Here is a 24,375-nt window from a genome sequence, read left to right on the forward strand (position 1 = left end):
CCGGTCCTGCTCGGAACAGCGTACTGAACCGACCCGCCGGTTTTCAAGACAAAACCGGGAGGTCGGTCTGTTTGTCCCGCGTGTGGGTGACGTTTCCGTTGCGGAGAGCTGAGTTCACGGGTGCCTTCGCTTGAAAACCGGGCGGTTGGTATGTAATCATGATCGCGTGCGCAGAGTCGCCTGCGCCGGAAGACTCGAGCGGAGGGACCGGCGGTGGCCAAACAGGCGCGCTCGGAACACACGCGGCGCCTGGCGCTGGAGGCGGCGGCCAGGCTGCTGCGCCGGGACGGATACGCGGCCACCAGCATGGTGGGCATCGCCGAAGCGGCGGGGGTCACGAAGGGCGGCCTGTACTTCCACTTCTGTTCGAAGGACGAAATCTGCGACGAGGTCCAGGGCGCGGCGACAGCGGTGTTGCGCGAGCACGTTCGCTGTCAGCCGGTTTCCCGTCCGGCGTTGCGGCGGCTGGCCGAGTTGGGCGAGGCGCTGATGTGCTGGCTGGACCACGACCCGAAGGTGGGCGCGAGCTTCCGCATGGCGCGCGAGATGGGCTCGGCGAACGAGCGGTTCACGGCGTTTTCCCGGGCATGGCTGGCGCAGGTCCGCCAGTGCGTGGCGGAAGCGGCGGCCAGCGGCGAACTTGGCGCGGACGTGCCGGTCGAGACCGCGGAGCTGCTGCTGGCGGCGACGTGCGCGGGTCTGGAGTCGGCGGTGTCGAGCCGGATCGTGGTGCCGGAAAGCGACTTGGCGGACACGCTGAGCACGCTGTGGCGGTCGCTGGAACTGTCCTTCCGCCCGGTGTCGGCGCGGACCTGAGCGCTTGCGCGGCAGGAAAAGCGGATACGCCGGGACAGCCGCCTGAGGAAGCTGCTTCTTGTTGTGCCGGAACACTTCCTGGACCGGGCTACGCGTCGCTTCGGAGTGTCCTCGATCTTGCTGCTGATCGCCTGGGCCGCGTTGCTGGGCACCACGGCCGAGCCGCCCTTCCCGAAAGCTCAGACCGCGGCGGTCGCCCGCGCCGTCCCTTCCGGAGCGAACCGGTGCGCCCGCCGCGGCGGGACCACCGAACTCAAGATCGTGTTCCACATGAACGTCGTGCGCTCGAGCAGGTCCGCGCGGCCCGTCAGCACCTGGGAACTCAGCTGGATTCCGGTGAACGACGCCTGCACGTACACCGCGAGGTCGTATGCGTTGACTTCCTTGCGCAGGTCGCCCGCCGCCTTCGCGGCGAGCAGGCAGCCGTGGATCGTGTCGATCCACCGCTTGTACGCGGTGCCCGCCGGCGCGATGAACGAACCCTGCTCGACGACCAGCCGGATGCTCGCCCGGACCCGCACGTCGGACTGCAGGCTCGCCGCCATCCCCTGGGTCAGGTCGATGACCGTCTGCAGTCCCGGGCTTTCGGTCGCCGCGAGCGGGTCCCATACCGTGAACTGCTCGTCGATCAGCGCGTCGGCCAGGTCTTCCTTCGACTTGAAGTGGAAGTACAGAGCACCCTTCGTGACGCCCGCTTCGGCCAGTATCTCCGACAGGCTCGCGCCGAGGAAGCCGACGGCGTCGAACCGTGAGGCGGCCGCCTCGAGGATCGCGTTCCGCGTTTGCTCCGCACGCTCTTGGCGAGCCACGGCGGCCCCTCTCGCTTGGGCGGATCGGTCCCCTGCGGACCAGTCGGCAGTACTCCGCGCAGAGAATCAGTCTACGGCCCGGCGGCCGGGAAAGCCACTAAAAACCGCTCGGTTGGTATGATTCTAGGGGTACGGTGGGGCTGGGACGACGGCGGGGACCAGTGCCGCGCGGCCTGCGGTGTCCACAATGGACGGCCGGAATCCGGGATTCGATCGGCATCTTCCGCCTCGGCAGGTCCTTCGCTAAACTGTGCAAGTCTTACACTGATCGGCTCGGCACGTCCGCCCCGGCAGCATCTTCCGAATATCCCCGTACGCAGGGCTGGGGTTCCCTGATCTTCAGCGGTCCGCTAAACTGTTCAAGCCTTACACAATTAAGTCCGACTCCGCCGAAGCCGTATTGGGGGGCCTCATGTCGGAGAGCACCGGGAAGACCCGCTCGAAGAGCGGATCCGCTCGCCTCGTCGTCACGATCGCCTGGGCCGCCGTCCTCGGCGTCCAGTTCGTGATCTGGCTGCTGATGTGCCTCATCAGCCTGTCGTTCAAATGGCCCTTCTGGCTGTGGACGCTGGGCGGAGGCGTCATCGTGCTCGGGGTGTGGTGGTCGCTCGACCGCCGCGGTTCCGGCAACGGATCGGAGTGAACGACGTGCCCACCACTACTGCTTCCGTGGCAACGCCCGTCCGGCTGGACGCGGTGCGCAAGACCTACGGCCGCGGCGAGAGCGCCGTCGAAGCGCTCGCCGGCGTTTCCGTTGCCTTCCCGGCAGGCACTTTCACCGCGGTGATGGGTCCGTCCGGTTCCGGCAAGAGCACGCTGCTGCACTGCGCGGCCGGGCTGGACACGCCGACCTCGGGCACGGTCTCCCTCGTCGGGACCGACCTCAAGGGCAAGAACGAAACGCAGCTCACCGAACTGCGCCGCGAGCACGTCGCGTTCATTTTCCAGTCGTTCAACCTGATGCCGGCGCTGAACGTGGAGCAGAACGTCACGCTGCCCACGCTGCTGGCCGGCCGCGCGCCGGACAAGGCGTGGGTGGACCAGGTGATCGCGCGCGTCGGGCTGGCCAAGCGCGTGAAGCACCGGCCCGGCGAACTGTCCGGCGGGCAGCAGCAGCGTGTCGCGATCGCCCGCGCGATCGCCGCCCGTCCGGCCGTGGTGTTCGCCGACGAGCCCACCGGCGCGCTCGACACCACCACGGCGCTGGAGGTGCTCGGTCTGATGCGCGAGCTGGTCAACGCGGGCCAGACCATCGTGATGGTCACCCACGACCCGGTCGCGGCGTCCCACGCGGACAACGTGCTGTTCCTGGTCGACGGCCGGATCGTCACGCAGATGGCCTCGCCCAGCGTCGACGCGGTGGCGAGCACTCTGGCGCACCTCGGCGAGCAAGCGAGGAGGCAGCGGTGAATTCGCGGCGAGTGGTGCTCGCGCTCGCGCTGTCGAGCCTCCGGTACCGCGCGGCGGCGTCGCTCGCGTCGTTCGTCGCGATCTTCATCGGCTGCGGTCTGCTGATCGCGTGTGCCGGGCTGTTCGAGACGGCGATTGTGCTGAAGGCGGCACCGCAGCGGCTGTCCGCGGCTCCGCTCGTGGTCGGCGGATCCGCCGGGTTCAAGCTGCCGGACGAGGAATCCCAGGTCGTTCCGTACGCCGAGCGGGCACTGCTGCCGGAGGACCAGGTCGCGAAGATCTCCGCGGTGCAGGGCGTCGGGCAGGCAGTGCCGGACGTCTCGTTCGCGACCGTCCTGCTGCGCGACGGCGCGCCGGCCGAGTCCGGTGCGGCGGTCCTTTCCGGACACGGCTGGGATTCGGCTTCGCTGGGCGGATACAAGCTCACCGAGGGCACGGCCCCGAACACGCCGGGCCAGGTCGTCCTCGACGCGGCCACCGCCTCCGCGGCCGGCGTGCACGCGGGTTCGGCGGTCGACTTGGCGGTGAACGGACAGCGGCAGTCGTTCCAGGTTTCCGGTGTCGCGCAGCCCGCGCAGACCGTGAAGTCGCCCGCGTTCTTCTTCTCCGTCGCGGACGCACAGCGGTTCAACCCGCATCCGGGCACTGTCGGGCTCGTCGGCGTGTTCCCGGCCGACGGAGTCGACGCGACGGAGCTGGCGGGCAAGATCTCGGCGCAGGTTCCGGCGCTCACCGTGCTGACCGGCGACGACCGCGGTTCGGCCGAATTCCTTGGCGTGAACGGAAGCCAGCTGCCGCTGATCCTGCTCGCCGCGGTGTTCGGCGGCATGGTGCTGGTCGTGATGGCGCTGGTGGTTTCCGCGACGATCAGCCTCACCGTCCGGCAGCGGCAGCAGGAACTCGCGCTGCTGCGGGCGACCGGGGCGACGCCGAAACAGGTGCACCGCATGGTCGTCATGGAGACGATGGCGGTCGGCGCGCTCGCCGCGGTGTGCGGGGCGTTCCTCGGCAGCCTGCTCGGGAACTGGATTTTCAGCACCAGCGGCTCGCTCGGCATCGTGCCGGACGAACTCGCCTTCACCCAGGACATCATCGCGTTCGCGGCGGGAATCGTCGTCACGTTCGCCATCACCTTCGGCGCCGCGTGGTTCGCCGCGCTGGCCGCCGCGCGCGCCCGGCCCGTTCAGGCGCTGGCCGAAGCGGCGATCCCGGACGTCAAGGTCAACGCGGTGCGCCGGATGGGCGCGCTGATCTGCGGTGCGGCGACCGTGCTGCTCGCCGCGACCACGGTTTTCATGCCCGCCGACAGCGCGGCCGCGATCGGCGGTCCGGCATTGCTGACCGGCGCGATCGCCGTCGCGCTGCTCGGCCCGGAGATCATCGCCTGGGTGGTGGACCGGTTCGGTCCGTTCGTGCGCCGGGTCGCCGGCCGCGACGCCACGCTCGCGGTCATCAACACCCGGGCGCGGGCGGTCGCGTTCGCCGCGGTGCTCACGCCGATCACGCTCGCCAGCGCGGTCGCGCTCGGCAACGTGTATTCCGAGACCACCGCGCAGAAAGCACAGGTCAGCGCGTACGCCGGGCAGTTGCGGGCGGACGTGGTGGTCACCTCGGCCGCGGGCGGGTTCTCGCCGGACCAGCTCGCGCAGATCCGCAGCACGCCAGGGGTTTCGACCTCGTCGCCGCTCGTCACCAGCTCCGGCTGGGTCGAAGAACCCTACGACGGCAACGGAAGCGACCCGTTGCGGCTGCTGGGCGTCGCCGCGCAGGACCAAGGCGGCACGGTGCTCACCACCGAGGTCACCGAAGGCTCGCTCACCGCGTTGCGCGGGAATTCCGTGGCGCTGCCCGTTTCGGTGGCCGAGAAACTCGAGGTCAAGGTCGGTTCGCAGCTCAAGATGCGGCTCGGCGACGGAGCGCAGGTCCCGGTGACCGTGGTCGCGCTGCTGGACAGCCCGTCCAGCTACGCGAGCATGGTGCTGCCCGCGGAACTTCTGGCCGCGCACACCACCAGCGGACTGGCGTCGCAGGTGCTCGTGCGGGGCGGCGACGCCAGCGCGATCATGTCGGCGCTGTCCGACCGGGCGAAGAACTGGCCCGGGGCCAGGGTCGGCGACGACAGCACGCTCGCCGCGAGCTTCCAGGCGAGTGCCGACGTCGAGGCGTTGATCAACTACCTGCTGGCCGTGCTCGCCATCGCGTATGCCGCGATCGCCGCGGTGAACACGCTCTCGGTGGCCGTGCTGGCCCGCCGTCGCGAGTTCGGCGCGCAACGGCTCGCCGGCGCGGACCGCGGGCAGGTGCGGCGGATGCTGTTCGTGGAAGGTGGGATCGTGGCGGTGACCGGACTCGTGCTCGGCATCGTGATCTCGCTCTTCACCGTGCTCCCGATGGCGCTGACCACCGGCGAGATCATCCCGTCCGGACCGGTCTGGGTGTTTCTCGCCGTGGTGGTCGCGATCTTCCTGATCGTGTGGCCGGCGACCGCGCTCTCGGCCCGGCTGGCGATGCGCCGCAATGCCATCGAAGCGGTGAAAATGCCCGGCCAGTAACGGTTTTCCCGGAGTACGCCGGGCCGGTCCGGAGTGGATAGTCTCGCCGGGACTGTCCGCACCGGGCCGGCCCGGTTTCCGCCGTATCTGGAGTGATCCCATGCGCGTACTCCTGGCCGCCCCGTCCTCGACGGCCCGCCTGCACGCCCTGGTGCCGCTGGCCTGGGCATTGCGGACCGCCGGACACGACGTGAAAATCGCCGGACGCTCCGGTTTCGTCAAGAACGTCCTCCGCACCGGCTGCGTCGCGGTCGAACTGGAGGACGGCGACGTGGAACTGACCGAATCCACCGCGCTGATCGAGTTCGCGCGCCTGTGGCGTCCCGCGGTGGTCGTGTCGAACGCGCGGGCTGGAATCACCGCCGCCCGCGCGGTGGAGGCGAAAGCGGTGCGCGTGCTGGGACCTCTCGACAAGCCGGACACCGCTGCCGACCACACGCTCGATGTCGTGCCGCCTTCATTGCGGGACTCTCCCGGACAGCCGCTCCGGCACATACCGTACTTCGGCCCGGCCGAGGTGCCGAGTTGGCTGCGCCGCAAGGCATGCCGCCCGCGCATCCTTTTGTCGCTGAACGATCCATCTTGGTACGAACCAGTCTTCAGCACACTGTCCACTGTGGAGTTCGTCTGTGCCGCAGGGGTGCCCGCCGGGCTCGCCGTGCCGCAAACGGTGCGCCTCGCCGCCGCCCCTCCGGCCGCCGTGCTTCCGACCTGCGTAGCGGTAGTCCACGACGGCGACGAGTCCTTGGCGCTAGCCGCGGTGGCGTACGGATTGCCGCAACTGTCGCTGACCGAGTCCGCCTTCGGCACTCGCGTCACCGCCGCCGGCGCCGGGCTCTCGGGTTCGGTGGAAGGGATCTCCCAGCTGGCGAACGAAACACTCCGCGCCGGTGCGGAGGCGTTGCGCGCGGAGGTGGCCGCTTTGCCAGCGCCGCGGGAGGTCGTCGCCACCCTCGCTAGGAACCCCTGACCCCGCTAGGTCGGCTTTAGACCGCTCGGGCACTCTCGGTGGAGTAGCGAGGACCACTGCGTGAAGTGAGGTGGCGCAATGCCGACCCGGGTGATGGAAAAGCCGGTCGATCCCGTGGCCGCGTGGCTGGCCCCGCTGGCGGAGGACCCCGCGGGCGCGGTCGCGTTCCTCTCGGAAGTAACCGACCGCGTATCCCGCTCCCGAGGCACCGGCCGAGTCCTGGTCCCCGGCGGCGGCCCAGTAGCGGACGCATTGGCCGGCGAAGGCTACGAGGTCCACCTGGAACCAGGCCCGCGCTTCGACGCCGGATACCTGGGCGCGGACGTGCTGTCCCGCCTGCCGGACCAACGAGACCAGCTGCGCGCGATCGGCCGCTACAGCCGCCTGTTACGCCCCGGCGGCGCCCTGGTAGTCCAGGGTCGGCACCCGGACCCGGCGTGCTGGACCGCAGACGCCCGCGTACGCACGGTAGACGACGTCCGGCAAATCGTGCACCTGGCCGACACCGCACTGCCGCTCCGCTACGTATGGCCCGCGGAACTGGACCTGATGGCAGAACTGGCAGGCCTGGCATTGGACAGCAGATGGGGCGGCTGGTACGGAGAACCAGTAACCTGCGGCGGTTTCGTAGTCTCGGTCTACCGCAGCTAGGGGTGCCGTGAGGGGAACCCTGAGGGAATCAGTTCCCTCAGGGTTCCCCTCACGACTTTCACAACCGCACCGCTGCACCCAGGATCGAGCCACCCACACCGCCCCCCAACCCCGAACCGTCAGCACAATAAAACTTCGGGGTGGTGGGGCACCCCCGGCCGCAATGTCGCCGCCAGGCGACGAGCCGAACAAACCCCGACCCGGCCCCCAAAAAGGAAGACCGGGCCGACCCCCACCGCAAACCCTCACCCGACGTCCGACATCTCCCCGACAAGAATGCTGTGATGCAGCTTCCGCAACGAACTCCCCGGCTCGATCCCCAGCTGCCGCACCAAATTCTGCCGCGCCGAAGCGAACGTCTCCAACGCCTCCGCCCGCCGATTCGACCGAGCCAGCGCAGTCATCAAATACTCGGTGAACGTCTCCCGGAGCGTATGCTCCTTGGCCAGCGCGGACAGCTGCCCGACGACTTCCCGATGCCGCCCGATCAACAGCTCGGTCTCCATCAGCAACTCGAGACACCCGAGCCGGCTCTCCTCCAGCAACGTGGCATAAGCCTGCACATCCGGCGAGTCGGTGAACCCGCCGAAAGCCGCCCCCCGCCACAGGCCCGTAGCCTCCCGCAGCACCTTCGCGGCCTGCCCGTAGCAACGGTCCCAATGCAGGGCCCGCCCCTGCTCGTAAAGCCGGGTGAACCGGTCAGCGTCAAGCTCATCGATCCCGACATGCAGCGAATACCCCCGCGGACTGGTGACCACCGGGCTCTCTTCCGCATCCTTGCTCGTGCCGCGCAGCAGTTTCCGCAGCTGCGACACGTACACATACAGTGCCGCGCTGGCCCGCGCCGGCGGATGCTCGCCCCAGATCTCGCCGATCAGGTGCTCGGCGGTCACGACCTGGTTGTTCTTCGCCAGCAGCACGGCCAGCAGGGTCTCGATCTTGCGGGCCCGCGGGGCGCAGACGCCGGGCTGGCCGCTCACTCTGATCTGTCCGAGGATTTCGTAGTTCAGCATGACTGCCCTCCGGTGTCTCTCGCGCCGGACCCGCCCGGCGGCGCCCCCAGCGCCGCTGCCTGCCGGTCCGAGCCGGGTCCACCATGGGACCATAGCAAACCGGGAGGTCGGTTTTCAAGGTAAAACCGGTAGGTTGGTTTGTTTCGATCTTCACCGACCTGCCGTATCCCAGGTGGGGACCCCGGAATGCTGGTAAACCGGGCGGTCGGTATGTCATGATGAGGCGGCCGGAGCGCACGCCGTGCCGTTCCCGGCGCGAGACGATGGGGAAGACGGTGGCTAAACAGGCCCGCGCGGAGCTGACCAGGCACCTGCTGCTGGACGCCGCGGCGGCGCTGTTGCACCGCGACGGCTACGCGGCCACGAGCATGGTGGACATCGCCCGCGAGGCGGGCGTGACCAAGGGCGGATTGTACTTCCACTTCTCGTCGAAGGACGAGGTCTGCGACGAGGTGCAGTCGGCGGCCGTCGCGGTCCTGCACCGGCATGTCGCACGAGCGCGCGGACGCCGCCCGCACCTGCGCAGACTGGCCGACTTGAGCCGGGCACTGATGGGCTGGCTGGCCGAGGACGCCAAGGTCGGCGCAAGCTTCCGGCTGGCCCGCGAAATGGGCTCGAACGACCCGCGGTTCGTAGTGTTCGTCCGCGCATGGCTGGGCCAGGTACGCGCCCACATCGCCGCGGCGCACAGCGAGGGGGAGTTGAGCCCGCACGTCCGTCCGGACATGGCGGCGCTGCTGGTCGTGGTGACCTGTGTAGGCCTGGAATCAGCCGCAGCGAGCGGCACAATCCCGGCTGACACCGACCTGGCGAGCACACTTTCCGAACTGTGGCGGGTGATCGAGGCCTCGCAACCAGCGGATTCGCCCGCCGCCGAGGCAACGGGCACCTGACCGGCGGCGCTGCCGGGTTGAGGAATTCACCGCGACCGGTGGGGCCGACCGGCCCGCGGGCCTGGAGCCTTCGCAATCGGGGCTCCGCTCAAGCGAACCGGCCGTTCGGCTGTGGCGGGTGCTTCAGGACCGGCTTTCGCCCAATGCCGGGACGACGGCCACCTGAGCAGCAGCGCTGCCGGGAGTCGAGAATCCCCGCGTCGCAAACCGGCGAGGCCAAGCGGACCGACCGGCCGCGACCCCACGAACCCGGAACCCCCGCCCCAACTCCGCAACCCACCCAAAGCAAACCGACCACCCGGTTCCCCAACCGACCCCGATCTCACTCCGCGGGAGGAGTCCCCGCCGGATCGAACTTGTGCAGCCGCCTCGGCGGGACCACCGCGTTCAGGATCGTCTGCCACATGAACGTGATCCGCTCGTGCAGGTCCGTCCGCCCGGTCAGCACCTGCGAGCTGAGCTGGCTCCCGGTGAACGACGCGACCACGTACTGCGCCAGATCGTGCGCGTTGACGTCTTTCCGCACGTCGCCGGCGGCTTTCGCGGCGAGCAGCAGGCCGTGCACGGTGTCGATCCACTGCTTGTAGGCGTTCGCGGCCGGGGTGACGAACGAGCCCTGCTCGATGACCAGCCGGATGCCGGCGCGCACGCGCACGTCGGTGCGCAGGCTGTGCCCCATGTTCTGGGTGAGGTCGATGGCGGTCTGCAGCCCCGGGTTCTCGATGTCGGCCAGCGGGTCCCACACGCTGAACTGGTCGCGGATCAACGCGTCCGCCAGCTCTTCCTTCGACTTGAAGTGGAAGTACAGCGCGCCCTTCGTCACTCCCGCCTCGGCGAGGATGTCCGACAGGCTCGCGCCGAGAAAGCCGACCGCGTCGAACCTGGACGCGGCCGCGTCGAGGATGGCCTTGCGGGTCTGCTCCGCGCGTTCCTGGCGAGCCACTGCGCACACTCCTTTCGGGAAGCCGCGGGCCCGGACCGGCCGCGGTGGCACGGCAGTCTACCTCCCTCCCGGCCCCCGGAGCCAGAGAAAAAAACCGGTAGGTAGGTATGGTTTTGTCTGCCCGTTTCCGCTAAAAATGTAGTGGGGGTACTGGGGAAGTTCTTTTTTTCTGGGAGGACCGACATGGTCGGTACATTGTTAGAGGAGTCTGTCAAAAGCACCTTCATCACCGATGGCGAAAGTTCGCCGGGCGGACGCCCGGTCGACTTCCAGCAGACGATCCCGCGCAATCTCGTGCACCGCGCGGCCGTCTCGGAGGTTTTCGTCACCGATCTCAACATCGTGGGCGAGGGCCAGTTCGAAGTCGGCGCGCAGTGGCCGCGCCGGCACGGCTTCTTCGGCCCGCGCACCCCGGGGTCGCACGACCCCTTGCTGTACGCGGAAACCACCCGCCAGGCGTCGCTGCTGATCGCGCACCGCGCCTACGGCGTTTCGCTCGGCAACGCGTTCATCTCCGACGGCAAGACCAGCTCTATCACCCCCGAAGGGCTGGTCACCGCAGGTCGGCCGATCGACGTGGTGCTGCGGGCGAGCACGCACGACCCGGTGTTCCGCGGCAAGAATCTCGTCGGCATGCGGACGGAGTTCGGCTGCTTCCGCGACGACGAACTGGTCGGCACCGCTTCGGAGACCTGGCGTTGCGTGTCCCCGGCGGTCTACCGCCGGCTGCGCGGCGACCACTTCGCGGCGACGCCGTTCCAGGCCCGCGCGCTGCCCACGGTGGAACCGGTGCTCGTCGGCCGGGACCGCCCGGAGGACGTGCTGGTGGCGGACACCGCGGCCCCGGGCGTCTGGTCGCTGCAGTTCGACCCGGACCACCCGGCGCTGTTCGACCACTCGGTGGACCACGTTCCGGGCATGGTGCTGCTCGAGGGCGCGCGGCAGGCGGCGCTGCTGACGCTCGGCGATCCGCACGCGCTGCCGTTGCGTTCGGATTTCGAGTTCTCCGCCTACGTCGAGTTCGACTCCGAATGCCTGCTGGTGGCGGAGGAACTCGAAGCCGACCCGGACGGATGCCGCGTGGTGCGGGTGGTCCTGGAGCAGAAGGGCCGCGCCGCCGCCACCGGAATCCTGGCGATGCGCAGGTCGTGACTGCCGGCCTGGGAGCGGACAGCCCGGCGGGGGAAATCCTCGTCACCGGAGCGACCGGGTTCATCGGCTCGGAGGTGCTGCGGGCGTTGCTCGCCCGCGGCGCCGCCGTGCGGGTGCTGGCGCGCGGTGCGGTGCCGGAGTGGATCACGCGATCCGGCGCGCGGATCCACCGAGGCGACCTCACCGACGCCGCCGGACTGGCCGGGGCGTGCACGGGCGTCACGACGCTCGTGCACGCCGCGTCCCGGATCGGCGGCACCGAAGAGGAATGCGCCGAGGTCAACGAGCGCGGCACGGCCCGGCTTCTCGCGGAGGCGCACCGCGCGGGCACGCGCCGCATCGTGCACCTCAGCACCTGCGCGGTCTACCGCGACGGCGAGCACCGAGGCGCGCCCGAGGACACGCTCGACCTCGGGCCCGCTTCGGCCACCAGCCGCACCAGGCTGGCCGGGGAGCAGCAGGTCCGCGCCGCGGGCGGGATCGTCCTGCGGCCGCATCTGGTGTACGGCGACGGCGACCGGCACGTGGTCCCGGCGCTGGCGAAATGGTTGCGGGCGGTGCCGGCGTGGGCCGACGGCGGCACGGCGCGGACATCAGTGGTGTCCTCGTGGGATCTCGCCGCCGTGCTCAGTGCTTTCGCGCTGGACCCGGCGCTGGGCGAACCCGGCGAGGTGTTCCACGTGGCCGATCCGGAACCGGTGCGGATGCGCGAGCTGCTCGAAGCCGTCTGCGGCCTGCTCGACCTGCCGGTTCCTTGTGCGGACCTGCCACTGGACGAACACCGGGCGCGCACGCCGTGGCTCAGCGAGCACCAATGGTCGCTGCTCACCCGGGACCACTGGTATGCCAGCGACAAGGTCTGGAAGGTCACCGGAGTGTCCCCGGGACCGGGCCTGCGCGTCCGGTTGGCCCAATCCCGGAACTGGTATCGGGAAACGCTGGCGATTTCCGATATGGACTGAAGATCGAATTCACGTAAAGTGACCGCACGAATTCATCCGGCGATCGCCGCTCTCTCCGCGGAGTTCATTTCGGTGGCGAGAGCGGCGGGCGCGGCGCGAAGATGATCGTCATGTCCCGACGCGAGCTGGTCGTGCTGGGTTCGGCGAGCCAGACGCCGACCCGGCACCGCAACCACAACGGCTACCTGCTGCGCTTCGACACCGACGGCGTCCTCTTCGATCCGGGCGAGGGCACTCAGCGGCAGATGATGTACGCCGGCGCGACGGCGAGCGAACTCACGCACCTGTGCGTGACCCATTTCCACGGCGACCACAGCCTCGGCCTCGCCGGCATCATCCAGCGGCTTTCCCTGGACGCCGTCGCGCATCCGGTGCGCTGCCACTACCCGGCGTCCGGTCAGGAGTACTTCGACCGGCTGCGGCACTCGACGTCGTTCCACGAACGCGCCGAGCTGGTCCCGCTGCCGATCTCCGCACCGGGCCCGCTGGGCGGCGCGCTGTCGGCATACCCGCTGGAACACCGCATCGACTGCTACGGCTACCGCTACGCCGAACCGGACGGAATCCGAATGCTGCCGGACGCACTCGCCGCCGCGGGCGTCCAAGGCCCCGCTATCCGAAAACTCCAGGCCGAGGGCGTATTGGAGACCCCGCACGGGGTGGTCCGGCTGGAGGAAGTGAGCGTTCCGCGCCGGGGCCAGGTGGTCGCGTTCGTAATGGACACCCGCCTGTGCGCGGGCGCGTTCGCCTGCGCGCGCGAGGCGGACCTGCTGATCGCCGAATCGACCTTCCGCGCCGACGACGCCGACCTGGCCTACCGCTACGGCCACCTGACCAGCACCGACGCCGGTCGGCTAGCCGCCGAGTCGGGTGCCCGGGAACTGCTGCTGACGCACTTCTCGCAGCGTTATCCGTACGAGGAGGCGGACAGGTTCCGCGACGAGGCGGCGAAGGTGTTCGACGGGGAGATCCACGTGGCCCGCGACCTGGACGTGGTGCCGCTGCCTCCGCGCCGGTGAGGAGCGGCGCCCGGGATGTTGCGGTTTCGGGGATCGACAGCGAGGGGCTGCCGGAAGGCGTCGGCGATCCAGTCGCGTTCGGTCCGCTGCTGTCCGGGCTGCACGAGGTTGAGATCTCACCGGACCTCGAAGCCGTTCTTCACCGGCCGCGCCGTCGTGACCTGGCTGAATGCACGAGGATGACGACTCCCCAGAAATTTTTCGGCCGCGCTGTCGGATCGGGTCACCGACGTTCGTAGCAGTGGTGAAGCCGCCCGAAAGGGGCGACACCGAAGCGAAGGAACCGCGACCATGAAGCTTGCCACCGTGACCCAGTTGACCATTGACGGAGTCGTCCAGGGCAACGGCGGCGCGTCGGAAGAGGACCGCCGGAACGGATTCGAACGCGGCGGCTGGGCGCTGGGCAAGGGCGACCACGAGACGCTGGAGTTCATCAACGAGACCTACCAGCGCGCCGACGCTTTCCTGTTCGGCCGTCGCACATACGACCTGTTCGCGGCCTCGTGGGGAACGATGCGCGCCGAGGACGCCCCCGGCCGGGAGCGCATCCTGCGGGCGCTGAACGACCGGCCGAAGTACGTGGCCTCGGCGTCGCTCACCGAGCCGAAGTGGTCCGGCACCAGCGTCCTGTCCGGCGACTTGGCGGCCGCCGTCTCGGATCTCAAAGCCGAACCGGGCGGCGAACTGCAGGTGCACGGCAGCGGCACCCTGGTCCAGTGGCTGCTGGAACAGGGCCTGGTAGACGAGATGATTTTCCTCGTGATCCCGGTGATCGTCGGACAGGGCAAGCGGCTTTTTCCGGAGAACGGCCTGGATCTGGCGCTGGATCTGGTTGAGTCTCGAGTGGACGCCAACGGCGTGACCACCCAGGTCTGGCACCCGGCCGGACGTCCGCAGTACGCGGGCCGCTGACCTCGACAACGACGGGAGACTCGGATGCAGTACCTGATTTCCGTGGTCCACGACCAGCCCACGCTCTCCACGCCGGAGGAGGACGCCGCGATCGACGTCTTCAACGAGCGTCTCCAGACCGAAAACCACTGGGTCTTCGCCGGAGGCCTGGCCGCGCCGGAAACCGCGACCGTCATCGACAACCGGGGCGGGGCGGCGATGGTCACCGACGGCCCGTTCCTGGAGTCCAAGGAATACCTGGCCGGATTCTGGGTCATCGAGGCGCCGGACCTCGACGTGGCGCTCAAACTCGCCGCCGAAGGGTCGAAGGCGTGCAACCGCAAGGTCGAGGTCCGGCCGTTCCAGTGAGCGACGTCCGCGAGGCGATCACCCGGGTCCACCGCGAAGAATGGGCCCGGGTGGTCGCCAGCTTGGCCAAACGCTTCGGCGACCTGGACATCGCCGAAGAAGCCGCAGCCGAATCGTTCGCGACGGCCGTCGAACGCTGGCCCTCCGGCGGCGTGCCGCCCAACCCCGGCGCCTGGCTGACCACCACCGCCACCCGCAAAGCGATCGACCGGATCCGCCGCGAAAACAAGCGCGACGACAAACAACGGGAGGCCCAGCCGGTGTACGACGCCGACCCTCCCCACCACATCGACGACGACCGCCTCCGGCTGATCTTCACCTGCTGCCACCCGGCGCTCGCGGAGGAAGCCCGGATCGCGTTGACGCTGCGCATGGTCGGCGGCCTGACCGTGCCGGAGATCGCGCGGGCCTTCTTGGTCTCGGAAAGCACGATGGGACAACGGATCACGCGCGCGAAAGCCAAAATCAAGGCCGCCCGCATCCCGTACCGCGTGCCTGACGCCGAAGACCTGCCGACCCGCGTGTCCGGCGTCCTCACCGTCCTTTTTCTGGCCTTCAACGAGGGCTACCTCGCCACTGGCCCGGACACCGATCCGGTGCGCCAGGATCTGACCGCCGAAGCCATCCGGCTGACGCGCCTGATCCGCGCCCTGCTGCCCGGCAATGGCGAGGTGACCGGCCTGCTGGCCCTGATGCTCCTCACCGAAGCCCGCCGCCCCGCCCGCGTATCCGCTGCCGGTGAACTAGTCGCTCTGGACGAACAGGACCGTGCTTTGTGGACCCCGGCGCTGATCGCCGAAGGCCACCGCCTGGTCCGCGAACGCCTCGCCGCCGGGGTGGCTCCGGGCCGGTACCAGATTCTGGCCGCGATCAACGCCGTGCACACGTCCGCGCGGGACATGCGCGAGACCGACTGGTCGCAGATCCTCGCCCTGTACGACCAGCTCGTCCGCGTCGACCCGTCGCCGATCGTCGTGCTGAACCGCGCCATCGCGCTCGCCGAACTCGATGGCCCCGAGGCAGCGCTGGCCGTGGTCGACCAGCTTGCGGACCGGTTGGCCGGATATCACCCATACCACGCCACTCGCGCCGACCTGCTGCGCCGACTGGACCGAGGTTCGGAGGCACGCGCGGCTTACGACCGGGCGATCGAGCTGGCGGGCAACACCGCGGAGACCGCCGCGCTGTCTCGCCGACGCGACGAACTGCGGTAGGTGGTCGTACCCGCGAGCGGACGGCGAAGTCCTTGCCATACCGGGTTTTCGGTCGCCGAAGCCTGAGCTGTGGGGTACTCTCGAGACATGCTCATCGAGGTGGACAGAGACTAGCCGCCGGGTTCTCGGCGGCCACCGCCGACGCGTGCCCTCGGCCACGACTCTCTCCCACCGAATTCCCTTTTTCGCGCTTTTGGCGTGCGCTCCACTGTGCGCTGGCAGCGAAGGGACCGATGATGCTCAGGAGCACTCATGGAACTGCCACGTCCCCCCTACGATCCAGAACTCGCCGCAGTGCTGCCGACACTCGACGGCCGCGCCCCGGTCGGCATGACAGCGGACCAGCTGCCGTACTACCGAAGCCTCCCTTTCCCGAGTATCGAAGAACAAATCGGCGACCGCCCGGTCCGCTGCGCCCACCACACGATCCCCGGTTACGACGACGCGCGGATCGAGGTCACCGTTCTGTCGCGCGTGGACCACGAGACGCCCGGCCCCGGCATCTACCACCTCCACGGCGGCGGAATGGTCATGGGAGACCGGTTCGCCGCGGCAGCCCCGCTGATCGAATGGGTGCTCAAATACGACGCGGTAGCCGTCACCGTGGAATACCGGTTGGCACCGGAGCATCCCGACCCAGTGCCGGTAGAGGACTGCTACGCAGGCCTGCGCTGGACGGCCGCCAACGCGGACGCGCTGCGCTTCGACCCCACCCGCCTGCTGATGTTCGGCGGCAGCGGCGGAGGAGGCCTAGCCGCCGGAACGGCCCTGCTGACCCGCGACCGCGGCGGCCCGGCACTGCTCGGCCTGCTGCTCCAATGCCCGATGATCGACGACCGCAACGAAACGGTGTCGTCGCGCCAGTACGACGGCACCGGCGTCTGGGACCGGACCAGCAACCTGACCGCATGGACAGCAGTCCTCGGCACCCGCCGGGGAACGGCCGCCGTCTCGCCCTACGCAGCAGCCGCACGCGCAACCGACCTGAGCGGCCTACCGCCGACTTTCATCGACGTCGGCGAGGCAGAGGTCTTCCGAGATGAGGACGTAGCCTTCGCGAGCGCCATCTGGGCCGCCGGAGGAAACGCAGAACTCCACGTCTGGAGCGGCGCCTTCCACGGCTTCTACGACCTCGCCCCAGAATCCTCAGCGGGTGCGGCGTGCGTCGCGGCTCGCGAGTCGTGGCTTGAGCGGCTGCTCGTTCGGGCACGGCGGTAGCGGGACGGTGTGCCGTCCTGGCTTGTTTGCTGGGGCGGTGCGTTTCTTGCGAGTCGTGGCTTGAGCGGCTGCTCGTTCGGGCACGGCGGTAGCGGACCGGCCCGCCGCCCTGGCCTGTTCGCTGGGGTGGCGCGTTTTCTTGAGTCGTGGCTTGAGCGGCTGCTTGCTCGAGCACAGCGGTAGCGGGACGGCGCGCCGCCCTGGCCTGTTCGCTGGGGCGGTGCGTTTCTTGTGAGTCGTGGCTTGAGCGGCTGCTCGCCCGAGCACGCCCGTATCGGACCGGCGCGCCGCCCTGGCCAGCTCGTCGGGGTGGCGCGTTCCTCGCGAAACGTGCTCGGCAGCCGCTATGGGCCGGTGTGTCCGACGACCTCCCGTCGAGGTGCGTGCATGAACGACCTTCCCGCCAACCCCGCCAGCCCACAGGTCACCGAGCACTACTCAGCACAGCCTCCAAACCAGAACCTCCTCACCCCAACACAACCTCCAACCACCAGCACGACCAGCTCACCGTCATCCCAAAACCCCAGCACTCACCTCCCCATCACACCCGCTCCTAGCCACCCCAAGATCATCCCACCCACCACCGACAATTCCGGGCGGCGTGTCGGCGCCCGCCTCGCCGGAGCCCGCCCGGAGGCGTGACAGACTGCCGGGCGATGTACACGCCGTCTGATCTCGCTGACCTGCTCGAATGCGAGCACCGGAGCATCCTCAAGCAGGCGCTGGCGGCGGGGATACCCGGCGCGCCGCGGCCCACTTCCGCACCCGATCGGCTGGCGGTGAAGCACGGCCGGGCGCACGAGGTGGCCACGCTCGGGCGGTTGCGCAACGAGCGGACGCAGGTCGTAGAGATCGAGGAGCACGATCCGGTCGTCGCGGCGAAGGCGACCGAGGAAGCGTTGCGTGCGGGCGCGCCGGTGATCTACCAGGCGGTGTTCCACGACGGCGAGTTCTCCGGGCGCGCCGATTTCCTCCTGCGCGACGACCAAGGCCGCTACGAGGTCTACGACACGAAACTCGCCCGGCACGCGAAGCCGTCCGCGGTCGTGCAGCTCACCGCGTACGCCGACGCTCTGCGCCGCGCCGGCTGGCCCGCCGGGCCGGAGATGCACCTGCTTCTGGGCGACGGCAGCACGCGCAGCCTCCGTGTCGACGACTTCCTCCCGCTCGTGGACCGGCTCCGCGACCGGCTGCAGGACCGTCCTCCGCAGCTGCCCGACCGCATCTGGGCCGACGAACGTCCGGCGTGCACCGGATGCGCGTTCGCCGACCACTGTTCGTCCGCGCGCGAGGCTGACCGCGACCTGTCGCTGGTCGCCGGGATGCGCAGCGAGCAGCGGCGCAAGCTGGTCACCGCCGGGCTCGGCACCATCGACGCGCTCGCCGCCGCCGAGCCCGCCGACCGTCCGCGCGACATGTCCGAGGGCACGTTCGCCTCGTTGCGCGCGCAGGCCGCGATCCAGGTTCGGCAGGACGAAACCGGTGAGCTGGCCTACGAAATCATCGCCCCGGACGCGCTCGCCGAACTGCCCGAGGCCAGCCCCGGCGACGTCTTCTTCGACATGGAAGGCGACCCGTACGCCCTGGCCGGCACCGGCCTGGAGTACCTCTTCGGCGCGGTCACTCCGGACGAGCGCTTCACCCCGTTCTGGGCGCACTCGCGCGCGCAGGAGAAACGAGCGTTCGAGGAGTTCATCGACTTCGCCACCGCACGACTCACGGAACACCCCGACGCGCACGTCTACCACTACGCGCCGTACGAGGTCACGGCGATCAAGCGGCTCGCCGCGATCCACGGCACGCGGGAGGAAGCCGTGGACGAGTTGCTGCGCAGCGGCGCGATGATCGACCTGTATGCCGTGGTACGCAAGGCTTTGCGGGTAGGACAGCGGTCGTATTCGATCAAGTATTTAGAACCACTGTACATGCCGGAAGCCCGCGCTGGCGAGGTAAAAACGGCGGCGTCGAGCATCGAGGCGTACGAGGATTACCTGACGCTCTCCGCCGCGGGAGACACCGAGCAGGCCGACGAAGTGCTGCGTGGCATCGCGGACTACAATGAGTACGACTGCGTTTCCACCATGCGCCTGCACGAATTCCTGCACCGCGTGCGCGCCGAAGCCGGAATCGAACTGGCTGAGCCGGAGCAAGAGTCCGAAGTGGACGCTCTGCTCCGCCGCACCGAAGAAGAGGAAGCCGCCCAGCGCCGAGCCGAGCGCGCCGCCGCGATGGCAGCGCTGGTCGACCCTCTCCTGGACGGCCTCCCCGAGGATCCCGCGGATTTCACCCCCGACGACCACGCCCGCGCGCTGCTCGCCGCGTCGGTCGGCTACCACCGCCGCGAGACGAACCCGGCGTGGTGGGAGTTCTTCCGCCAGCTGGCCGCGCCGCTCAGCGACCTCGAAGTCGACACGACCTGCGCGGTCCCGGTATCTGTGACCGCGGGCGAATGGGTCCCGCCGTCCGGCCGGTTGCGCACCGCGAAACGCTCGCTCACCGTGAGGTGCGATCCAGACCGTCCGCACCCGTTCGCGCCTGGTGACGACGTGCGATTGCGTTACGGTGCCGAGGCTCGCGACGCGAAAGTCGTGTCCACGACGGCGGTCGAAGTGACCCTGGAGGAGAGCAGCGCGCCGGACCGGACGTCCAACGACCTCCCCGCGGCGGTCCTGCCCGGCAGCCCGGTCCGCCCGTCGCCGAAGGACGAGGCGGTGGCCGATCTCGCCCGGCTGGTCGGGGAAAATCTGCCCGCGCTGCCGTCACACCCCGGCGTCGACCTGCTGCGCCGCATCCCCCGGTTGCGCGGTGGTTTGCCCGAACCGGGGGAAGATTTGGTCGCGACCGTGATCACCGCGGTCGACCGGCTGGACGGTTCCGTGCTCGCCGTCCAAGGCCCGCCGGGAGCCGGAAAGACTTACCTGGCAGGGAAACTCATCGCGCACCTGGTGCGTTCGGGCCGGACCGTCGGCGTCACGTCGAACAGCCACAAAGCGGTCGAGAACGTGCTTTCGGCGGCCATGGAGAACGCGCCGGAGATGGCCTGCGCCAAGCGCGCGAAGCGGACGCCGGACCCGTCGTTGCCTTGGGAACAGCCGAAAAGCAACACGGCGCTGGTACGCTGGCGTGAAGAAAACAACACCGGTCACCTCGTCGGCGGCACGGCCTGGACGTTCGCCAACGCCGCCGTGCGCGAGGAACCCTTCGACGTTCTCGTGATCGACGAAGCCGGCCAGTTCGCCCTCGCGGACGCGCTGGCGGTGTCGATGTGCGCGAAAAACCTAGTGCTGCTGGGAGATCCGCAGCAACTGCCCCAGGTGGTGCAGGGCACGCACCCGGCCGGAGCGGAGGCGTCGGCGCTGGGCCACCTGATTGGCGAAGCAGACATCATCCCGCCGGAACTGGGCTATTTCCTCGACCTGACGCGCCGCATGCACCCCGAAGTGTGCGCGCCGGTCTCGAACCTGTCGTACGCGGGCTTGCTGCACTCGCATCCCACCGCGAACCGTTCGATCGACGGCTTCCCGTCAGGTCTCTATCTGGCGTCGGTCGAGCATCGCGGGAACACGACGCGTTCGGTGGAAGAAGCCGAGCAGGTGGTCTCGGTGATCAAGTCGCTGCACGGCCGTTTGTGGGAAGGCCGACCGCTCACGGACGCCGATTTCCTTGTCGTGGCCCCGTATAACCTGCAGGCACGTGTGGTGACGCGCGCCCTGTCCGACGCCGGTTTCGGCGACGTCCGAGTCGGCACCGTCGATCGGTTCCAGGGCCAAGAAGCACCCGTTGTGGTGACGACAATGACGTCCTCGTCGGCGGTAGACTTGCCGAGAGGCCTTGATTTTTTGTTGTCGCGCAACCGCTTGAATGTTGCTCTGTCACGCGCACAGTCCGTCGCGGTCCTGGTGTGCTCCCCGAGGCTGCTCGAAGCCGACATCAGAACGGTGGACCAGATGCGGCTGGTCTCCGGGATGCTGGGGTTGCTGCGTGACGCTCGCGAGTGGATCGGCTGAGCCGGGCGTTCGGTGGCGGGTGTGCACGCCTGGGCTGTGGTCGGCTGGGTCGGTCGCTGGTGAAGGGCGAGTGGGCCTGCTTCGCGATGCGTCGTGTGGTGACGGGTGTGGGTGCCTGCGCTGTGGTCGCCTGGGTCGGTCGCTGGTGAAGGACGAGTGGGCCTGCCTCGCGATGCGTCGTGTGGCGACGGGTGTGGGTGCCTGCGCTGTGGTCGGCTAGGTCAGACGCTGGTGAAGGACGGGTAGTCCGGGTCGCGATGCGTCGTGTGGTGACGGGCGTGGACGCCTGCGTTGTGATCGCCTGGGTCGGATGCTGGCGAGGGGCGAGTAGGCCTGCCTCGCGATGCGCCATTCGGTGACGGGCGTGGGTGTCTGCGTTGTGGTCGGCTGGGTTGGATGCTGGCGAGGGGCGGGTGGTCCGCGTCGCGATGCGTCGTGTGGCGACAGGCGCGGGTGCCTGTGGTCGGCTGGGTCGGATGCTGGCGAAGGTGGGTGGGCCTGCGTCGCGTGCGATCCCGCGACGGGGGCGCGGATGCCTGCGCTGTGATCGCCTGGGTCGGACGGTGGGCGATGGCATGCACGCGTGCGCGATGCTCGGCTGGGCCCGCGTTTGACGGCGGGCAACGCATGCCTGCGCTGTGGTCGGGCGTCGGTGACGGGCGTGCGTGCCTGCGTTGTGGTCGGCTGCGTCGGGGCCTGTGGTGGCGGGCGCGCATACGTGCGCCGTGGTCGGCCGGGTAACGGGCGTGCGCGCTTGTGCTGCGGTCGGCTGGGTCGGTCGCTGGCGAAGGACGGGTAAACCCGTGCCGCGATGTGTCATTCGGTGACGGGTGCTTATGCCTGCGCCGCGGTCGAGTGGCGGGAGAAGGACGCGTACGCCTGTGCGGCGGTCGGATGGACCGGACGTTTGGCGAAGCACGGGTATGCCTGCTGCGATCGGTTGCATCGGACGCTGGCGAAGGGCGCGTAGCTCTGCGGCGTGATGGCGGCACTCAGCGGGAGCCGCGGGCTGGTGATCAGCGCTGCCGAGCGTCGCGCTCGCCTGCGTCGTGGTGCGGCATTCGGTGACGGGCGCGTACGCCTGCGCTGCAATCGGTTCAGTCCGCGGTCACCTGCGCTGGCTGAGCCGGAAGCTCGGCAAGAGCGAGCAATCCCGCACAGCAAAGCGATCACTGTGCGGGATACCCGCCCGGCCGCTCTGGTCGGGAGCCGGCGGCCGGGCGGGTATATGTCCTCGCTCGCGCGACCGTGGGGGAGGGGTGGCGCGGCGAGCGAGGCGGTTTGAGCGCCCCGCGCGTCCGGCTTGCGGGAACCGGAGCGGGGGCGCGGGGTCCCCGTCCGCGCGGGGCACTGGGGGGAGATGCCGCAGCGGACGGGGTGGCTGGGAAAAAAACCGGTGGGTTGGGTGCGGACAGTCTCACCGGGACTGTCCGGCAGATCGAAAAGGACGGTTCCTGCGGCGGTGAAAGTTGCCGCTGTCCGGGACCACTCTATCCAGTACAACTCGTTGCGGGCCAAGAACATTCCCGCGGCTGGGGGTGTGCTCCCGCTCCGTCCGGACCGGCTGGGGGTTACCGGCCGGCGGGAGCAGGAGCACCGGATCCCGTTCCGCGTCTGGGGGGGAGCAGTCGCGCGGAGCGGGTAGTTATGCGCCGGTACGGGGGCCGCCTCGCGGCGAGTGGCACGACCAGGCTCCGGCCGAACCGGTATTCCTGGAAGGCAGAAGGTGAGGCCCGGGGGCACCTCCGTACCGACACCCTGTACAACGCGTGGACCGCTCGAATGTTCCGGCCCCATCAGGTGATCTGGATCGCCACCAATCGAGTGATCGCAGGAATCAACCAGGTCAGGTTGTGCCGTTGGGCGTTCGGAGCGGGACCGCCAATCTGCCAAAGCCCCACTCAGGAGCACGGTGCCGAGCGACATCACTCAACAACGAACTTGTTCGTAACGAACATGTTCGTTACCCTAGGTCAAGTCACCCACGGAAGAAACGGAGCAAACCCATGACCATCACCATCGTCGGCGCCGGCCTCGGCGGTCTCAGCCTCGCCCGCGTCCTGCACGTGCACGGCCTCGAAGCCACCGTCTTGGACCTCGACGCCTCCCCGTCCGCCCGCGCGCAGGGCGGCATGCTCGACATCCACGAGGATTCCGGCCAGGTCGCCCTCCGCGCCGCTGGCCTGCACGACGAGTTCCGGGCCCTGATCCACCCCGGCGGCCAGGAAGCTCGCGTCTACGACCGCACCGCGGCCCTCCTGTTCTCCGAAGCGGACGACGGCGGCGGCGAGCGGCCAGAGATCGACCGAGGGGTCCTGCGCGACCTCCTCCTTGGCTCGCTGCCAGAGGGAACCGTCCGCTGGAGCGCGAAGGTCATTGCCGCGGAGCCCCTCCCCGGCGGGCGGCATCAGCTCACGCTCGCCGACGGCACGTCCCTCACCACGGACGTGCTCATCGGAGCCGACGGCGCCTGGTCGAGAATCCGGCCGCTGGTCTCGCCGGAAAAACCGGCGTACACCGGGATCTCGTTCGTCGAGGTCGACCTCCTCGACGCCGACACCCGGCACCCGGACGCGGCAGCTCTCCTCGGCGGCGGCATGAGTTTCGCGCTCGGCGAGGACAAGGGATTCCTCGCGCATCGTGAACCGGACGGCAGCCTGCACGTCTACGCCGCCGTGCGCGTCCCGGAAAGCTGGACCGCGTCCGTCGACTTCACCGATCGGGCCGCCGCCAAGGCCGCCGTGCTGAGTCACTTCGACGGCTGGTCCGACCGGCTCCGCGCCCTGGTCGCGGACGCGGACGGCGACCTGACCCCCCGGCTGATCCACGCGCTCCCCGTCGAGCATTCGTGGCCGCGGGTGCCCGGCGTCACGCTGCTCGGCGATGCCGCGCACCTGATGTCGCCGTTCGCCGGAGAGGGCGCGAACCTCGCCATGCTCGACGGTGCCGAGCTGGGACTCGCGCTTGCTCGGCACCCGGGCGACGTCGAACGCGCGCTCGCCGAGTACGAGGCCGCGTTGTTCCCGCGCAGCGCGAAATCAGCTGCGGAGTCGGCGCAAAGTCTTGAGAGCTGCTTCAACGCGGACGCGCCGGCGGCGTTGCTCGAGCTGTTCGGAGCCTGACGTCCATAGTGGACCTGAGTACGACTTAAGCGGTACCCGGATCGAGCCGTCAAGCCGATCCGGGCCGGGCGGTTCCTCTCGCACACTGGGCCTCGACCCGCTGTGAGAGAGGAATTTTTCGATGACCGCCGTCCTGGCCGACACCGTCCACGAAGGCCTGCAGTTCGCCGCCATCGCCGGAATCGCGCTGCTGGTGGCGTTTCCGGTATTGCTGTTCATCGGCGCGCTGGTGAGCGTGCTCGGCAGCCCGCTCGGCTTCGGGATGAAGTTCGTGTGGGTGGTCTTCGCGTTCTGCGCGCCGTTCCTCGGACCGATGCTGTGGTTCCTGGTCGGAAAGCGGAGCGCGGAAGCTTCGCTGACATAA

Annotated in this window: 21 protein-coding genes; 18 read left to right on the forward strand and 3 right to left on the reverse strand. The window is 69.2% G+C overall.

The window, feature by feature from the left end; translation table 11 throughout:
• Positions 1-213: 213 nt before the first annotated feature.
• Entirely contained in the window at positions 214-816 is a 603-nt protein-coding gene (locus F9C12_RS33035; protein ID WP_409185660.1) for a ScbR family autoregulator-binding transcription factor, read from the forward strand.
• A 179-nt stretch (positions 817-995) separates the two neighbouring features.
• On the opposite strand, the gene F9C12_RS33040 is transcribed toward F9C12_RS33035, so the two are convergent.
• The gene (locus tag F9C12_RS33040; RefSeq protein WP_409462976.1) at positions 996-1,625 is read right to left on the reverse strand and encodes a ScbR family autoregulator-binding transcription factor; all 630 of its coding nucleotides are present in this window, start codon (positions 1,623-1,625) and stop codon (positions 996-998) included.
• A 412-nt stretch (positions 1,626-2,037) separates the two neighbouring features.
• Here F9C12_RS33040 and F9C12_RS33045 point away from each other — a divergent pair, with 412 nt between their 5' ends.
• The 5 genes from F9C12_RS33045 to F9C12_RS33065 all read left to right on the forward strand — a co-directional run bounded on the left by F9C12_RS33045 (position 2,038) and on the right by F9C12_RS33065 (position 7,208).
• Entirely contained in the window at positions 2,038-2,268 is a 231-nt protein-coding gene (locus tag F9C12_RS33045; protein ID WP_409185662.1) for a hypothetical protein, read from the forward strand.
• Between the two features lie 26 nt (positions 2,269-2,294).
• Positions 2,295-3,035 (forward strand): ABC transporter ATP-binding protein, encoded by a 741-nt coding sequence (locus F9C12_RS33050; protein WP_409462977.1) that lies wholly within the window; start codon positions 2,295-2,297, stop codon positions 3,033-3,035.
• Positions 3,032-5,587 carry an ABC transporter permease gene (locus F9C12_RS33055; RefSeq protein ID WP_409462978.1) on the forward strand — a complete coding sequence of 852 codons (2,556 nt, stop codon included), beginning with the start codon at positions 3,032-3,034 and terminating at the stop codon, positions 5,585-5,587. Before F9C12_RS33050 ends, F9C12_RS33055 begins: the two co-directional genes overlap by 4 nt.
• Before the next feature lie 100 nt (positions 5,588-5,687).
• Positions 5,688-6,557, forward strand: coding sequence for a nucleotide disphospho-sugar-binding domain-containing protein (locus F9C12_RS33060; protein ID WP_409462979.1), 870 nt, complete (start codon positions 5,688-5,690; stop codon positions 6,555-6,557).
• A 78-nt stretch (positions 6,558-6,635) separates the two neighbouring features.
• Entirely contained in the window at positions 6,636-7,208 is a 573-nt protein-coding gene (locus F9C12_RS33065) for a hypothetical protein (protein WP_409462980.1), read from the forward strand.
• Positions 7,209-7,453: 245 nt separating this feature from the next.
• Here the strand turns inward: F9C12_RS33065 and F9C12_RS33070 are convergent, their stop codons facing one another.
• Positions 7,454-8,221, reverse strand: a complete 768-nt coding sequence (locus tag F9C12_RS33070) for a BTAD domain-containing putative transcriptional regulator (protein WP_409462981.1) — start codon at positions 8,219-8,221, stop codon at positions 7,454-7,456.
• Positions 8,222-8,496: 275 nt separating this feature from the next.
• Between F9C12_RS33070 and F9C12_RS33075 the strand changes: the two genes are divergently transcribed.
• Positions 8,497-9,114, forward strand: coding sequence for a ScbR family autoregulator-binding transcription factor (locus F9C12_RS33075; protein WP_409462982.1), 618 nt, complete (start codon positions 8,497-8,499; stop codon positions 9,112-9,114).
• 322 nt (positions 9,115-9,436) lie between these two features.
• On the opposite strand, the gene F9C12_RS33080 is transcribed toward F9C12_RS33075, so the two are convergent.
• The gene (locus tag F9C12_RS33080; RefSeq protein WP_409185669.1) at positions 9,437-10,057 is read right to left on the reverse strand and encodes a ScbR family autoregulator-binding transcription factor; all 621 of its coding nucleotides are present in this window, start codon (positions 10,055-10,057) and stop codon (positions 9,437-9,439) included.
• Positions 10,058-10,240: 183 nt separating this feature from the next.
• Here F9C12_RS33080 and F9C12_RS33085 point away from each other — a divergent pair, with 183 nt between their 5' ends.
• The 11 genes from F9C12_RS33085 to F9C12_RS33135 all read left to right on the forward strand — a co-directional run bounded on the left by F9C12_RS33085 (position 10,241) and on the right by F9C12_RS33135 (position 24,375).
• The gene (locus F9C12_RS33085) at positions 10,241-11,209 is read left to right on the forward strand and encodes a ScbA/BarX family gamma-butyrolactone biosynthesis protein (RefSeq protein ID WP_409185670.1); all 969 of its coding nucleotides are present in this window, start codon (positions 10,241-10,243) and stop codon (positions 11,207-11,209) included.
• Positions 11,206-12,171 (forward strand): NAD-dependent epimerase/dehydratase family protein, encoded by a 966-nt coding sequence (locus F9C12_RS33090; RefSeq protein WP_409462983.1) that lies wholly within the window; start codon positions 11,206-11,208, stop codon positions 12,169-12,171. Before F9C12_RS33085 ends, F9C12_RS33090 begins: the two co-directional genes overlap by 4 nt.
• A gap of 110 nt (positions 12,172-12,281) precedes the next feature.
• Positions 12,282-13,190, forward strand: coding sequence for a ribonuclease Z (locus tag F9C12_RS33095; protein ID WP_409462984.1), 909 nt, complete (start codon positions 12,282-12,284; stop codon positions 13,188-13,190).
• 291 nt (positions 13,191-13,481) lie between these two features.
• Positions 13,482-14,102, forward strand: a complete 621-nt coding sequence (locus F9C12_RS33100) for a dihydrofolate reductase family protein (protein ID WP_409462985.1) — start codon at positions 13,482-13,484, stop codon at positions 14,100-14,102.
• 24 nt (positions 14,103-14,126) lie between these two features.
• Positions 14,127-14,450 carry a YciI family protein gene (locus tag F9C12_RS33105; protein WP_409462986.1) on the forward strand — a complete coding sequence of 108 codons (324 nt, stop codon included), beginning with the start codon at positions 14,127-14,129 and terminating at the stop codon, positions 14,448-14,450.
• Positions 14,447-15,664: an RNA polymerase sigma factor gene (locus tag F9C12_RS33110; RefSeq protein ID WP_409462987.1), complete on the forward strand. Its 1,218-nt coding sequence runs from the start codon at positions 14,447-14,449 to the stop codon at positions 15,662-15,664. The genes F9C12_RS33105 and F9C12_RS33110 overlap by 4 nt, the downstream gene beginning before the upstream one ends.
• A gap of 252 nt (positions 15,665-15,916) precedes the next feature.
• Positions 15,917-16,882 (forward strand): alpha/beta hydrolase, encoded by a 966-nt coding sequence (locus F9C12_RS33115; RefSeq protein ID WP_409462988.1) that lies wholly within the window; start codon positions 15,917-15,919, stop codon positions 16,880-16,882.
• Positions 16,883-17,538: 656 nt separating this feature from the next.
• Positions 17,539-20,889, forward strand: a complete 3,351-nt coding sequence (locus tag F9C12_RS33120) for a TM0106 family RecB-like putative nuclease (protein WP_409462989.1) — start codon at positions 17,539-17,541, stop codon at positions 20,887-20,889.
• An 823-nt stretch (positions 20,890-21,712) separates the two neighbouring features.
• Positions 21,713-21,859: a hypothetical protein gene (locus F9C12_RS33125; protein ID WP_409462990.1), complete on the forward strand. Its 147-nt coding sequence runs from the start codon at positions 21,713-21,715 to the stop codon at positions 21,857-21,859.
• 1,036 nt (positions 21,860-22,895) lie between these two features.
• Positions 22,896-24,011 (forward strand): FAD-dependent oxidoreductase, encoded by a 1,116-nt coding sequence (locus F9C12_RS33130; protein ID WP_409462991.1) that lies wholly within the window; start codon positions 22,896-22,898, stop codon positions 24,009-24,011.
• Positions 24,012-24,132: 121 nt separating this feature from the next.
• Complete coding sequence (locus F9C12_RS33135; protein ID WP_409185679.1) at positions 24,133-24,375, forward strand: PLDc N-terminal domain-containing protein; 243 nt, start codon at positions 24,133-24,135, stop codon at positions 24,373-24,375.

The organism is Amycolatopsis sp. GA6-003, assembly GCF_046267895.1.
GTDB lineage: Bacteria > Actinomycetota > Actinomycetes > Mycobacteriales > Pseudonocardiaceae > Amycolatopsis.